The organism is Streptomyces spongiae, from assembly GCF_009377185.1.
Lineage (GTDB): Bacteria > Actinomycetota > Actinomycetes > Streptomycetales > Streptomycetaceae > Streptomyces > Streptomyces spongiae.
Map to the genome: position 1 here is coordinate 1 of NZ_VJZC01000262.1, position 13,331 is coordinate 13,331.

A 13,331-nucleotide genomic window follows, 5' to 3' on the forward strand; every position below is an offset into this window, starting at 1 on the left:
GGGTCGGGCAGGGGCACGAGGTCGCTGCGGCCGGAGAGCACGGAACGGTAGATCTGGGATGCCTTCGGGTTGGCCCCGCACTGCCACACACCGTGCGGGCAGTAGTCGGTGATCGTGTGGTACAGCGGCTTGTGCCGGTCCATCCAGGCGAGCATGCCCTTCATGAACTCCGCGTTGTCGCCGTTGCGGAAGAGTCCCCATTCGGGATACGAGACGGGCTTGCCGTGGGCCTTCGCGAAGTCCACGTGGTCCTGCAGCCCGTAGGGCTCCGTCACCTGTCCGTCGAACGACAGCCCGTGCGGCTGGTCGTAGGAGTCCATGCCGATGATGTCGACCGTGTCGTCCCCCGGGTAGCACTGGGTCCAGGGAATGGCGTCCCGGCCGCGGTTCGGCGTCCAGTCGAACGTGAACTGCTGTCCCGGCACGGCCCGCATCGTTCTGACGATCCGCTTCCAGTACCGCTTCCAGTCCGTGGGGTTCGGCCCGCAGCGATGGGTGTACGTCATGCCGTTCATTTCCCAGCCGAGCACGATGACGGTGTCCGGCACCCCCAGCCCGACGAGCCGCTCGGCCAGCCGGCGGAAGTGGTGGTCGAACGCGCCGGACGCGCCGTGCCGCAGCAGCCCGCGGACCTCGTCGTCGGGAACGCCCTCCTCGTTGCGCTCCATCATGGGCACGTTGAGGACGAACATCCGGTCGGCCTTCTGCCGGCGCCACTCGGCCCACGCCTCCAGGAAGCCCTGCGGCCCCTCGATGTTGCTCCACCGGTCGCCCGGCAGGTACGTGTGCGCCACGCGCAGCTCTCTCCCGCCCAGCCACTCGCCGAGCCGGGCGATACGGTCCACTCCCTGCGGGCCGTAGTCGAGGTAGGCGCCGAAGGCCGGGGCCCGCTGGTCGGGGATGTCCGGCCCTTTGAGGACGCCCGGTGTGGGTGACAACGGCGCCCGGGGCGCCACCACGCCCGGTTTCTTCTTGTTCTTCGGTTTGTCCTTCGGCTTGTTCTTCGGGGTCGTCGACACGGTCGGGGCGGGAACCGGAAGGTCACCGCCCGGCGCCGGGCCGGCGCCGACGGCGCTCCCCGGTCCCGAGACGAACACGACCGATGCGGCCACACCGGCGACGCACGCCAGCCGTCCGCCTCGGGGTCGCCGTCGCTGTGGGCCCATGCACGCTCCTCTCCGCAGCTCCTGCGTTGTCGCCCGCTGCTCTTCGCTTCAGCCGCGTCGTCCTCACAGCTCTCCTCCTGACACCCAGTCATATGAATACGCACTCCGCCACCGAGGCTCCGGCCTTCGGGTGGTCCGCTCGCCCGCCCGGGTGATCCCTCCCGAACGCCCCGAAAGGAAGTCGCCCATGTCACTGCTCGACGCCCGCGTCCCAGCCGTTCTGCTGAGAATCGACCGGAACCCCTTCCACCACGGAACACTCGGAGCCGTGCGCTCCCTCGGCCGGGCCGGTGTGGAGGTGCACGTGGTCGCGGATTCCGCGGGCCCGCACTCCCGGTCGCGCTTCGTGTCCGCCACGCACTCCCCGCCGCCACCGGGCGCGTCCCTGGTCGAGTTCGCCGCCGTCCTGCGCCGGGCCGCCGCCCGGATCGGCCGGCCCGCCGTCCTGATCCCCATGGACGACGCGAGCGCCCTCGCCGTGTGCCGGCTGCGCGCGGAGCTCGCGGGCGACTATCTGCTCCCCGACCAGCCCGTCGACCTCGCCGAGCGGGTGGCCGACAAGGCGGAGCTCGCCGCCGTGTGCGCGCGCCTGGGCCTTCCGCATCCGGTGACGCTGATCCCGGAGAACGCGGCCCAGGCAGCCGACTTCGCCTGGCAGCTGGGGCTGCCGTTGGTGGCGAAGTGGAGCCGTCCGTGGCGGGTGCCCACCGGGTCGGGACTGCGCAGCACGCAGGTGGTGCGCTCGGCGGGCGAGGCGCAGGCGCTGTTCCGGCGGACGGAGGAGGCGGGGAGCCGGCTGCTGCTCCAGGCGTTCCTGCCGCCCGGGCAGGACCGTGACTGGTTCTTCCACGGGTACGCCGACCGTGACGGCGTGGTGCGCGGTGGCGGCCCCGGCCGCAAACAGCGGGCCTGGCCGCAGGGCGCGGGCCTGACCACGGTGGGCCGCTGGACGCCGAACCCCGAGGTGCAGGCGCTGGCCGAACGGCTGGTGAGCACGCTCGGCTACCGGGGGGTGTTCGACCTGGACTTCCGCCGGGACGGCACGGGCGCGTACCACCTGCTCGACTTCAATCCGCGCCCCGGCGCCCAGTTCCGGCTCTTCGCCGACACGGCGGGAGTGGACGTCGTCCGCGCCCTGCACCTGGATCTGACCCACCGCGCGGTCCCCGACGGAAACCCCTTGCCCGGCCGGGACTTCGTCGTGGAGAACTACGCGCCGCTGACCGCGCTGCTGCCGCGTCGACGGCGCGAACTGGCCTGGCACGCCCGGGACGACCTCGTGCCGGGCATCGCGCTGTGGGCCCTGTGGTGCCGGCACGCGGTCCGTCGCCTGTCGGAACGCAGACCCGCTCCCGAGGTGCGGATCGTACGCCAGACGGGCGCCCCGGCTTACCTGAACGATGACGAGAGAGCGAGCAACTTCTGATGTACGACCTTTTGGTGGTGGGCGCCGGCCCCTACGGACTGTCCATCGCGGCCCATGCCGCGGCCGCGGGGCTGAACCTGCGCGTCGTCGGGCGGCCCATGGCGTCCTGGCGGGACCACATGCCCCGCGGCATGTTCCTGAAGTCGGAGCCGTGGGCGTCCAACCTCTCGGACCCGGAGGGCAAGTGGCGCCTGGACGTGTACTGCGAGGAGCAGGGCATGACGGCCCGGCACGGCGAGCCGATTCCGGTCGAGGCGTTCGCGTCGTACGGGCTGTGGTTCGCCCGGCACGCCGTACCGCTCGTCGACGAACGGATGGTGAAGGGCCTTCAGTTCTGCCCCGGCGGCTTCGAAGCCGTCCTGGACGACGGGGAGACGCTGCGTGCGAGGACGGTGGCGCTGGCTGTCGGCGTCATGCCGTTCATCGAAGTGCCGTCCGCGCTGAGGTCCTTGTCGCCGTCGTATGTCTCGCACAGCAGTGAGCACAGTGACCTCGACCGCTTCCGGGACCGGGACGTCACGGTGGTCGGCGGCGGCCAGGCGGCTCTGGAGACGGCCGCGTTGCTCGCCGAACAGGGCACGCGGGCCCGGGTGTTGGTGCGCGCCCCGCGGCTGTACTGGAACGGGCTTCCCGCGCCCCTGGAGCGCTCGCCCTGGAAGTCGGTCCGCTCACCGCAGAGCGGTCTGGGCGTCGGCTGGCGCAACTGGTTCTACTCGGAGCGGCCGGGCTGGTTCCACCGCCTCCCGGAGGCGAAGCGGACGCACATCGCGGCGACCGCCCTCGGCCCGGCGGGCGCCTGGTGGGTGCGCGACCGGGTGGAGCCGGTGGTCGAGGTGCGGCTCGGACAGCGGATCACGTCCGCGCTCGAATCGGGCGGGCGTGTACGGCTGGAGACGGTGGGCCGCGGCGGTGAGGCGTCGGCGCTGGAGACCGAGCACGTCATCGCGGCCACCGGGTTCAAGGCCACCTGCGACCGGCTCGGTCTGCTGGCGGAGGACGTACGCGGAGGGCTGGCGGCCGTGGCGGACGGTTCGCCCGCGGTCGGGCGGGACTTCGAGTCGTCGGTGCCCGGGCTGTTCCTCGCGGGCCTGACGACGGCCTCCGGCTTCGGTCCCGCGATGCGCTTCGTGCAGGGCGCGACGTTCACGGCGGGGACGCTGGTACGAGGCGTACGGCGACGGCTGTACTCCGGGGTGCCGGGCCGGGGGATTCCGAGGCCCGGGGCAGGGTCCCGGGCGGCCGGGACCGGGTCCGCCATCCGGAGCCGGTGACGGACCGGACATGACGAAGGGGCCGGACGCCCAGCGTCCGGCCCCCTCGGGCGTCAGCGGCGGGAGGCCGCCCGGCTCCGCCGGTACAGAAGGGCCCCGCCCGCGATCAGCGCGGCACCGGCGGCCGAGGCCGCGGCCACACCCTCAGCGCCGGTCTCCGCCATGGCCGGCGTAGTGACGGACGGCTTGCCCGGCTCCGTGGACGGCTTGGCCGGGGGAGTCACCCGAGGGGACTTGGGCGGCTGGTGCCGGGGCGTGTCGGGCGTGTCGGGGGTGTCCGGGTGCTCGGGGGTGTCCGGGTGCTCCTCGGGTGCGTCCTCGTGCTCCTTCGGGGACTCGGCGTTGACACACTTGTTGCCGAACACCTCGTTGAACACGGCGACCACGTCCACCGCGTTGCCGCACGCGTTGACCGGGATGTCCAATGGCAACTGGACGACGTTGCCGGAGCCGACGCCGGGCGAGTCCTTCGCCACCGCGTGCGCCGAGGCACCGGAGGAACGGTGCTCCTTCGCGGAACCGTGCGTTCCCGAGGAATCGTGCGTTCCCGAGGAATCGTGCGTTCCCGAGGAATCGTGGGAGGAGCCCGACGCTTGCGAACCGTCCGCGCCGTTCCCGTCGTCGTGCCGGGAGGCACCGTGGCGGTCGCCGTCGTCGGACTTGTGCGAAGTCGACTCGTTGGCGCAGGCGTTGCGCAAGGCCGAGTTGGCGACGCCGACGACATTGACGGTGTTGCCGCACAGGTTGATGGGAACGTGCACGGGAGCCTGGACGGCGTTGCCCGACAGGACGCCGGGCGAGTCCTTGGCGACGCCTTCCGCACTCGAGTCCGCGAGTGCCGAGGGGTTGTACAGGGACAGAATGCCCGTCGCGGCAGCAGCCGCAACCATTCCCTTGCTCAGGGTCTGTCGCACAATCGTGTTGTCTTCCTGCTCGTCGAAGGGGGAAAGGCCGACCCTGGCGCCGTAAAGGCCACGGCCTGCGGAATGTGAACGAGAGAAAGACGAACGAAGAAACCACGGAACGCGGGGGCTCTCGGGGATTCACCCGTTTGCCGCGCCGGAATCAACTGGCCGGATCAGCCTTCAGCCTCCGTACAGCTCCTCGATCTCGGTGGCGTACGTCGTCGTCACGGCGTGGCGGCGGATCTTGAGGGACGGGGTGAGCAGGCCGTTGGCCTCGGTGAACTCCCCCTCCACGATCCGGAACTCCCGGATGGACTCGGCGCGGGAGACGGCCTGGTTGGCGTAGTCCACGGCCTTCTGGACGTCGGCGCGCATCCGGGGGTCGGAGGCCAGTTCGGACAGCGGGGTGTCGGCGGGCATCCCGCGGACGTAGAGCCAGTGGGTGACGTCCTCGGGGTCGAGGGTGATCAGGGCGGCGACGTACGGGCGGTTGTCACCGACGACGACGCACTGGCCCACGGGCGGGCGGCTGCGGAGCCGGTCCTCCAGGACGGCCGGGGAGACGTTCTTGCCGCCGGAGGTGATGAGGACGTCCTTCTTGCGGCCGGTGATGGTGAGGTAGCCGTCCTCGTCGAGGGAGCCCAGGTCACCGGTGGCGAACCAGTCGTCGGTGAGCACGGCGTCGGCGGCGGCCTCGTCGCCCCAGTAGGTGCCGAAGACGATGCCGCCCTTGATGAGCACCTCGCCGTCGTCGGCGATGCGGACGGCGGTGCCGGGGACCGGCTGGCCGACCGTGCCCGGGCGGGGGCGCAGGGGCGGGACGATGGTGGCGGCGGCGGTGGTCTCCGTGAGGCCGTAGCCCTCGTAGATGATGATCCCGGCGGCGTAGAAGAACAGGTTGAGGTCGCGGTCGAGCGGGGAGCCGCCGCTGATGGCGTAGCGCATACGGCCGCCGAGTTCGCGCCGGACGCGGCGGTAGACCAGCAGGTCGTACAGGGCCCAGGCGGCGTACAGCGCCGGGCCCGGGCCCTTGCCCCGGTCGAGGAACCTGTTCATGTACGCCTCCCCGAAGCGCACCCCGACGCGGTGCGCGCGGTCGAAGGAGGAGCCGCGGCCGATGCGCTCGGCGGTGGCGCGGCCGGTGTTGTGGATCTTCTCGAAGAGGTACGGCACCCCGACCAGGAACGTGGGGCGGAACTCCTTGAGGGCGGGCCGGAGTTCGTCGGGCTTGATGCTCGGGCAGTGGCCCAGCTCGATACGGGCCATGACGCAGGCGATCTGGATCGTCCGGCCGAGGATGTGGGCGAGCGGGAGGAACAGGAGGGTGGAGGCGACCTGGCCGGAGACCTCCTTGAAGACGGGGTGGAGCAGCTCGACCGTGTTGGCGGCCTCCGCGTGCAGGTTGGCGTGGGTGAGCACGCAGCCCTTCGGGCGGCCGGTGGTGCCGGAGGTGTAGCAGACGGTCGCGACGGAGTCGGGGGTGAGGGCCGCGCGGCGCTTGGTGACCTCCTCGTCGGGGACGTCCCGGCCGAGGCCAGCGAGTTCGGCCATCGCGCCTTCGTCGATCTTCCAGGTGCGCGGGGGCTCGGGGTGCTCGGCGGTGCCGGTACACACGGCCTCCGCGTTCTCGGCGGTCTCCGCGATCACCATGCGCGCGCCCGAGTCCCGTACGATCCACTCGATCTGCTCGGGCGACGACGTGGCGTAGACGGGGACGGTCTGGCCGCCGGCCGCCCAGATCGCGAAGTCGAGGACCGTCCACTCGTAGCGGGTGCGGGACATCACCGCGACACGGTCGCCCGGTCCCAGGCCGGCCGCGATCAGTCCCTTCGCGGTCACGGTGACCTCGCGGGCGAACTCGGCGGCCGAGACCCAGCGCCAGATGCCTGCCTCCTTGTGGCGCAGGACGACGGCGTCGGGCGCCTCGGCCGCGTTGGTGAAGGGGAGGTCGGCGATGCTGCCGGTCGCCGGCGGCCGGGCGAGGGCCGGGGTGCTCGCCTCACGGACGGTGCCGTGCTCGTCCCGGACCACCTCGACCCTGACGCGGTCCGCCAGGTCACCGCGCTTCTTCGCCTGATTCAAGTCCTTGCGTACGCCCATGACGGCTCCCGGTCGCGGCTGCGCCGATGTGCTGCCGCGCGTACTCGCTCCGTACCCTCTGTGCTTACCGGGGAGTCAACTTACCGGCGCGTAGGGGAAATTCAATGGGTTTCGCTCATTCTTCCCAAACGATGATCACATGGGTGCGGGCTGTGCTGCCGGTTCCGGTTCCAGCACCGGGCGGGTGACGCACCCGGCGGCCGGGACCGGGGCCGCGGGAGCCGCGGGTCCCGCAGGAGCCGACAGTGATCGGGGAGGCGTTGCAGGACGCGCGCGGGCGGGACCCGGAGTCACTGGCCACTTTCGTGGTCGATACGTTGCTGCACGGCGTGGGGCGAGGGCCCGGCGCCTGACCCTCCCCCACTGAAGGGAACCCCCCGTGCGCCCCCAACGCCTCCGGTTCGCTCTCGTCGCCGTCTGCGCCACGGCGGCCGTCACCCTCGCCGGCGCCGCGCCGGCCGCCGCGGTGCCGTCAACTCCCGTACGCGCGTCCTCCGTCGCACCCGGGCTCGCCCCGCTCACCGACCTGTTCGCCGAGCGGCTGCTGCTGGCCGACAAGGTGGCCGCCGCCAAGTACGGCACCGACACGCCCATCGACGACCCGGTGCGCGAGCGGCAGATCCTGGACGACGTCGCCGCGCGAGCCGTGGCTCTCGGCCTCGATCCGGACGCCGTGGCCGCGGTCTTCCGCGACCAGATCGAGGCCAACAAGCTGGTCCAGCGCGGCCTGTACGCCCGCTGGGACGCCCATCCCGAGCAGCGGCCGACGGAGCGTCCGGACCTCGTCAAGGAGGTCCGTCCGCAGCTCGACCGCATCACCACGGAACTGCTGGCCGCGCTGCGGGACACCCAGGCGCTGCGGAACGGGCCGTCGTGCGAGCCGCGCCTGAGGGTGTCCGCGGTGCGGTCGGCCTACGGGCACCGGCTGGACGTGCTCCATGTGGAGGGGCTGGTGCGGGCGTTGCCGTCGGTGTGCCAGGGCTGAGCCCCCGGCCGGCCTCACTCCGGCTCCGGCCCCTTCATCGGTGCGCCGCGGTCCGCCGTCTCGATCGCCTCCGCGAGGCCGTACAGGTCCTTGTCCTCCCGGTCCCTCGCCAACTCCTCGGCGCGCTCGGAGAGTTGCCCCAGTGACGGACGGCCGGGGAGCGTGGACCAGCGGTCGTCGCCGCCGCGGAGGGCGTCGGCGAAGTACGCGGCGACGGCGGCCACCTGGAGGCCCCGGGGTGAGGTCCACAGGTCGTCGTGGAAGGACCGGGCCTCCAGGGAGCCCGACTCCTCGTGCGGGGTGCGGGTGTCCGGGTCGAGCCAGCGGACGGTCGCCGTCGCCAGGTGGCCCGAGGCGCCCGGCCGGGTGCGGACGGCGTAGAGAGCGGTGACCGTGTGGCCGGGGCCGACCTCGCCGCCGTCGACACGGTCGTCGCGGAAGTCCTCGTCGGCGACCTGGCGGTTGTCGTAGCCGATGAGGCGGAACTCCTCGACGGTCTCCGGGTCGAAGGACACCTGGGCCTTGGCGTCGCGGGCCGTGAGGTCGACGTGGCGCGGGAGTTCCTCGCAGAAGAGGGTGCGGGCCTCGGCCTCGGTGGAGACGTACGTGGTGTGGCCGTCGCCCTTGTCGGCGAGGCGCTCCATCAGGGCGTCGCCGTAGTCGCTGCCCACGCCGACACCGAAGAGCGTGATGCCGTGCTCGCGGCGGGAGTCGGCGATGCGTTCGAGGATCGTGTCGGCGTCGGTGTCGCCGGTGTTGGCGAGCGCGTCGGAGAGGAGGACGACCCGGTTGGTCGCGCCCTCGCGCAGGCCCTCCACGGCCGTGGCGTACCCGGTCTCGACGCCCGCGCCGAGGTTGGTCGAGTCGGTGGGCTCCAGTTCGTCGACCGCGTCGTGGACCCGGTCGCGGTTCCCGTCGAGGCGGGTCATCGGCAGCACGGTCTCGGCCTCGTCGCTGAACGTCACGATGGCCACCGAGTCGTCGTCGCGCAGCCGCTCCGTCATCACGTCGAGGGCGTCGCGGACCAGGTCGAGGCGGCCCGGTTCGGCCATGGAGCCGGAGACGTCGATGACGAACGTGAGCGCGGCCGGCGGGCGTTCGTCCTCGTCCTCCTTCGGCCGGGTGGCGAGGCCGACCCGCAGGAGGGACCAGTCCCGGTTGCCGGGGCCGGCCGTGCGGGCGCCGTCCACGGTCACGGAGAAGCCGTTGCCGTCGGGGCGCCGGTAGTCCTGGCGGAAGCTGTTGACGAACTCCTCGGGGCGGATCGTCGACGGGTCGGGCCTGTTGCCCTCGGCGAGGGTGCGGCGCGCGTAGCCGTACGAGGCGGTGTCGACGTCGAGCGCGAACGTGGAGAGGTAGTCGGGGGGCGGGGCGAGGAGGTCGCGGGAGCGGTCGTCCTGGTCCTGGCTCTCGTCCTCGCTGTCGCCCTGTTCTCCCGTGCCCTGGCTGTAGGCGGGGGCGGGGGCGGGGCCGCCACCCCTGCTCGCCTTGTCCGACAAGCCGCTCTGGTCGCCGCTGCCGCCCCCGCTGCACCCCGTGAGCAGCAGGCCGCCCGCCGCGGTGAGCGCCAGCAGCCCGGCGCGCAGTCGTCGTGCTCGGCACCGCTTCAGCATCCGTGCCCCCTTGGTCCGTTGACGTCGACGTCTGTGACTGTGACGTGGGAGGGGGCCGGAACGTGCGGCACGGGGTGTTGCGGATGGATTGCGAAGCGGCCACGGCGGGGGCCCGCCGAGACCGGTGGGTGATCCTCCGTTGACCTAGGAGACGACGTCCTTCCGGGCAAAACCGCGGAAGGCCAGGGCGAACAGCACGAGGGCGTACGTTATGGAGATGGACAGGCCCGGGATCATCTCGTCCCACTGGAGCTGCGGCTGAACGGCGTCGGTCCAGGCGTACTGCCAGTGCGCGGGGACGAAGTGACGCCAGTCGCCCAGGGCCGTCACCTCGTCGAGGACGTTGCCGATGATGGTCAGACCCACCGCGCCGCCGACCGCGCCCAGCGGCGCGTCCGTGCGGGTGGAGAGCCAGAACGCGAGCGCTGCGGTGACCAGTTGGGACACGAAGATGTACGCCACGACGATCAGCAGGCGCTGGGCGGCCGTGCCCGTGGGCATCGTGCCGCCGACGGGGAGCTGCAGGGGGCCCCAGCCGTACGCCACGGAGCCGACGACGAGCGCGACCACCGGCAGCAGCAGCATCGCGGCCAGGGTGAGAGTGAGCCCGACCACGAGCTTGGACCACAGCAGCCGGGCGCGGGGCACGGGTGCCGCGAGCAGATAGCGCAGCGACGACCAGCTGGCCTCCGAGGCGACCGTGTCCCCGAAGAACAGCGCCACGGGGATGACGAGGAGGAAGCCCGCGGAGACGAAGAGGTTCACCGCGGCGAAGTTCGCGCCCGACGCCGTGGCCGTGTCCATCAGGTTCACCCGGTTGCCGCCCTCGCCCGGCTGGCCGCCGACCTGGAAGGCGACCAGCAGGACGACCGGCAGGGCGGCCAGGATGCCGAACATGACCATCGTGCGGCGCCGCTTCAGCTGCCGTACGAGCTCGACGCGCAGCGGCAGGGTCCGCCCCGCCCGGTAGCCGGAGGCCACCTCACGCGGCTGGGTGAGCGTGCTCATCCGGAACCTCCGATCAGGGTGAGGAAGGCGTCCTCCAGGCGGCGGTGGGGGCCGAGGGAGGCGACGGGGACTTCCAGCCGTACGAGTTCGACGAGGAGGGATGCGCTCCGCCCGGACACGCCGTCGGGTGCGCCCTCGGAGACCGAGGTGCTGGATTTGGCAGCCGTACCCTCGGCGCGGCCCTCCGCACCGGCGGCGCGGTCGGCCGCCGGGGAACCCACGGCGGAACCCACGGCCGGTGCCGACGACGGGGTCAGCTGGATCAGCAGTCCGCCCTCCGTCCGCACCGCCGACTCCACGTCCGGCAGGTCCGCCACCTTCTCCACCACCGGGTCGGCGATGTCGGCGGCCAGGCCGACGAGCAGGGTGTCGCCGCCGCCGATGATGTCGGCGACGAGGCCCGACCGGACCAGCCGGCCCTTGTCCATGACCACCAGGTGCGTGCAGGACTGCTCGACCTCGGCCAGCAGGTGGCTGGAGACGATGACCGTGCGGCCGGCCGCCGCGTAGCGGATGACGACCTCGCGCATCTCACGGATCTGTGGCGGGTCGAGGCCGTTGGTCGGCTCGTCCAGGATCAGCAGGTCGGGCAGGCCGAGCATCGCCTGGGCGATGGCGAGCCGCTGGCGCATGCCCTGGGAGTAGGTGCGGACCGCGCGGGCCAGGGCGTCGCCGAGACCCGCGATCTCCAGTGCCTCGTCCAGGTGGGCGTCCTCGGGCGGGCGGCCCGTGGCCCGCCAGTACAGCTCCAGGTTCTCGCGGCCGGAGAGGTGCGGCAGGAAGCCCGCTCCCTCCACGAAGGAGCCGACGCGGGACAGCACCGGGGAGCCCGGCCGGATCGCGTGACCGAAGACGCGGATCTCGCCGCCGTCCGGCTTGATCAGGCCCATCAGCATGCGCAGGGTCGTCGTCTTGCCCGCGCCGTTCGGACCGAGGAGGCCGAGCACCTGGCCCTTCTCCACGCGGAAGGAGAGGTCCTTGACCGCGTACCGGTCCGCCGACTTCGCGTACCGCTTGCTCAGGCCGGTGATCTGGAGCGGGACGTCGGCCAGCTCCGGGTCGGGCGCGGACGCGACGATCCGTCGGCGGCCCGTCAGCAGCAGCGCGAGCGCCACCGCCGCTCCGGCGAGGGGCAGCCACCAGACCCACGAGGGCAGCGGCGCCGCGGCGGTGTCCTCGCCCAGGGGCGCCGGAACCCGCAGGTCGCCCTTCAGGGACACCGTGTACTTCGCCGGAGTGGTCGGGGAGGCGTAGCCGAGGTCCGTGGAGGCGAGGACGAGGCGCAGCCGGTGGCCGTCGTCCAGTTCGTGGTCGATCGCCGGCAGCGTGATCGTCACGTCCTTGCCGGCCTTGGCGCCCTCCACCCGGAGGGGCGTGACCAGCTGGGAGGGCAGCTCCTGCTGGCGGCCGTCCGGTCCTACGTCGTAGACCTTCGCGAAGAGCACGGCGTCCTCGCTGGTCGACTTCACATGGACCGTCGCCGATGGCGAGCCGGTGATCTGCAGGTCCTCCGCGAAGGGCTTCGAGTCGAACGCGGCGAACTGGCCCGGGAAGTCGAAGGAGATGCCGAGCCCCAGCGCGGAGAGCTGGGCGAGGCCACCGGCGTCGCCGAGGCCGGGCAGGGCCGAGATGGCGGGCGGGTTGGCTCCGGCGGGGTTGTCGAAGGTCTGCTCGCGGCCGGCCAGCGCGACCGGGCGCATCGCACTCCCCAGGCCGGGGTACGTGTCCGAGTTCGCGCCGGTCAGCCGCACCGTGCCGTCGTTGTCCGCCTGGCCGGCCTGGCGCGAGACGCGGAAGGCGGGACCGGTGTCGACTCCGGACTCGTCCTTCAGATAGCGGTCGAACCACGACTCGACCCGGGCGTTCACCCGGTCGACCTCCATGTCGCCGCCGTCGTGCCCGCCCGCGATCCAGTCGACGTCCACGGGGGCGCCGTTGGCGCGGATCGCCTTGGCCGCGGCGTCCGCCTGGCCGAGCGGGAAGAGCGAGTCGGTCTGGCCCTGCATCAGCAGGGTGGGCACCTTGATGCGGTCGCCGACGGCGGCGGGGCTGCGCTCCTTCAGGAGCTTCTCCGCCTCGGCGTCCGGCTTGCCCGTCTCGGCGACCCGGTCGTACATCGCGCAGAGCTGGGCCTCGAACCTGTCGCAGCCGCCGCCGGTGTTGACGAAGATGCCGGCCCAGAGCTTCTTGAACACGCCGTTCGGGAACAGGGCGTCCGCCAGGTTCCAGTACGTGATCGCCGGGGCGATCGCGTCAACCCGCTGGTCGTACCCGGCGGTCAGCAGCGAGATCGCGCCGCCGTACGAGGGGCCGGCGAGGCCCACGCGCGGGTCGCCGCTCTTGTCGAGCTCGACCTCGGGCCGCTCGGCCAGCCAGTCGATGAGCCGGGTGACGTCTTTGACCTCGCCCTTCGGGTCGTTGAGCCCGATCTTGCCGGTCGACTTGCCGAAGCCGCGTGCCGACCATGTCATGACCGCGTACCCGTCGCGGGCGAGGTCCTCCGCCTGCTGGCGCAGGGAGTCCTTGCTGTCGCCGAAGCCGTGTGCGAGCAGTACGGCGGGGCGGCGGCCGCCGTCGCCGGAGTCCGCGGTGAAGTACGAGGTGTCGATCCTCACTCCGCCGCCCATGTTCATGATTTTGTCGGCCCGGTGCACCTGGGGTGCGTCGTCCGAGGCGGCGGCCGTCCACACGCCGGTGCCGGCGAGCACGGCGACGGCGGCGGCCGCAGCCGTCGCCGCCCAGCGCCTCTTGCCTCGCAAGGCGGGTAGTCGAAGATCCATGCGTCAACGGTAAGGGCAGCGGGGAGTGCCCGAGGCCGACCCCGGGCGGAAGTGGGGTACCTCCCAGAGGGGTACGG

At 72.3% G+C, this 13,331-nt stretch carries 9 protein-coding genes; 3 read left to right on the top strand and 6 right to left on the bottom strand.

Annotation, left to right across the window (positions count from 1 at the left end; all coding sequences use genetic code 11):
• Window positions 1-1,166, bottom strand: a 1,166-nt coding sequence (locus FNH08_RS28790) for a glycoside hydrolase family 26 protein (RefSeq protein ID WP_152774454.1), incomplete at its 3' end; no start/stop codon positions are given.
• A gap of 187 nt (window positions 1,167-1,353) precedes the next feature.
• On the opposite strand from FNH08_RS28790, the gene FNH08_RS28795 reads away from it, so the two are divergent.
• Together FNH08_RS28795 and FNH08_RS28800 are read left to right on the top strand one after the other, a co-directional pair.
• Window positions 1,354-2,592, top strand: a complete 1,239-nt coding sequence (locus tag FNH08_RS28795; protein ID WP_152774455.1) for a carboxylate--amine ligase — start codon at window positions 1,354-1,356, stop codon at window positions 2,590-2,592.
• Complete coding sequence (locus FNH08_RS28800; RefSeq protein WP_152774456.1) at window positions 2,592-3,863, top strand: NAD(P)-binding domain-containing protein; 1,272 nt, start codon at window positions 2,592-2,594, stop codon at window positions 3,861-3,863. The genes FNH08_RS28795 and FNH08_RS28800 overlap by 1 nt, the downstream gene beginning before the upstream one ends.
• A gap of 53 nt (window positions 3,864-3,916) precedes the next feature.
• Here the strand turns inward: FNH08_RS28800 and FNH08_RS28805 are convergent, their stop codons facing one another.
• Together FNH08_RS28805 and FNH08_RS28810 are read right to left on the bottom strand one after the other, a co-directional pair.
• On the bottom strand, window positions 3,917-4,777 hold the full coding sequence (locus FNH08_RS28805; RefSeq protein WP_322725643.1) for a chaplin: 861 nt from the start codon (window positions 4,775-4,777) through the stop codon (window positions 3,917-3,919).
• Between the two features lie 171 nt (window positions 4,778-4,948).
• Window positions 4,949-6,868 carry an AMP-dependent synthetase/ligase gene (locus tag FNH08_RS28810; protein ID WP_152774457.1) on the bottom strand — a complete coding sequence of 640 codons (1,920 nt, stop codon included), beginning with the start codon at window positions 6,866-6,868 and terminating at the stop codon, window positions 4,949-4,951.
• Window positions 6,869-7,247: 379 nt separating this feature from the next.
• Here FNH08_RS28810 and FNH08_RS28815 point away from each other — a divergent pair, with 379 nt between their 5' ends.
• Complete coding sequence (locus FNH08_RS28815; RefSeq protein WP_322725645.1) at window positions 7,248-7,853, top strand: chorismate mutase; 606 nt, start codon at window positions 7,248-7,250, stop codon at window positions 7,851-7,853.
• A gap of 14 nt (window positions 7,854-7,867) precedes the next feature.
• Here the strand turns inward: FNH08_RS28815 and FNH08_RS28820 are convergent, their stop codons facing one another.
• The 3 genes from FNH08_RS28820 to FNH08_RS28830 form a co-directional block, all read right to left on the bottom strand.
• Entirely contained in the window at window positions 7,868-9,466 is a 1,599-nt protein-coding gene (locus tag FNH08_RS28820; protein ID WP_152774458.1) for a vWA domain-containing protein, read from the bottom strand.
• A gap of 144 nt (window positions 9,467-9,610) precedes the next feature.
• On the bottom strand, window positions 9,611-10,474 hold the full coding sequence (locus FNH08_RS28825; protein ID WP_152774459.1) for an ABC transporter permease: 864 nt from the start codon (window positions 10,472-10,474) through the stop codon (window positions 9,611-9,613).
• Window positions 10,471-13,254, bottom strand: a complete 2,784-nt coding sequence (locus FNH08_RS28830; RefSeq protein WP_152774460.1) for an alpha/beta fold hydrolase — start codon at window positions 13,252-13,254, stop codon at window positions 10,471-10,473. The genes FNH08_RS28825 and FNH08_RS28830 overlap by 4 nt, the downstream gene beginning before the upstream one ends.
• Between the last annotated feature and the right edge of the window lie 77 nt (window positions 13,255-13,331).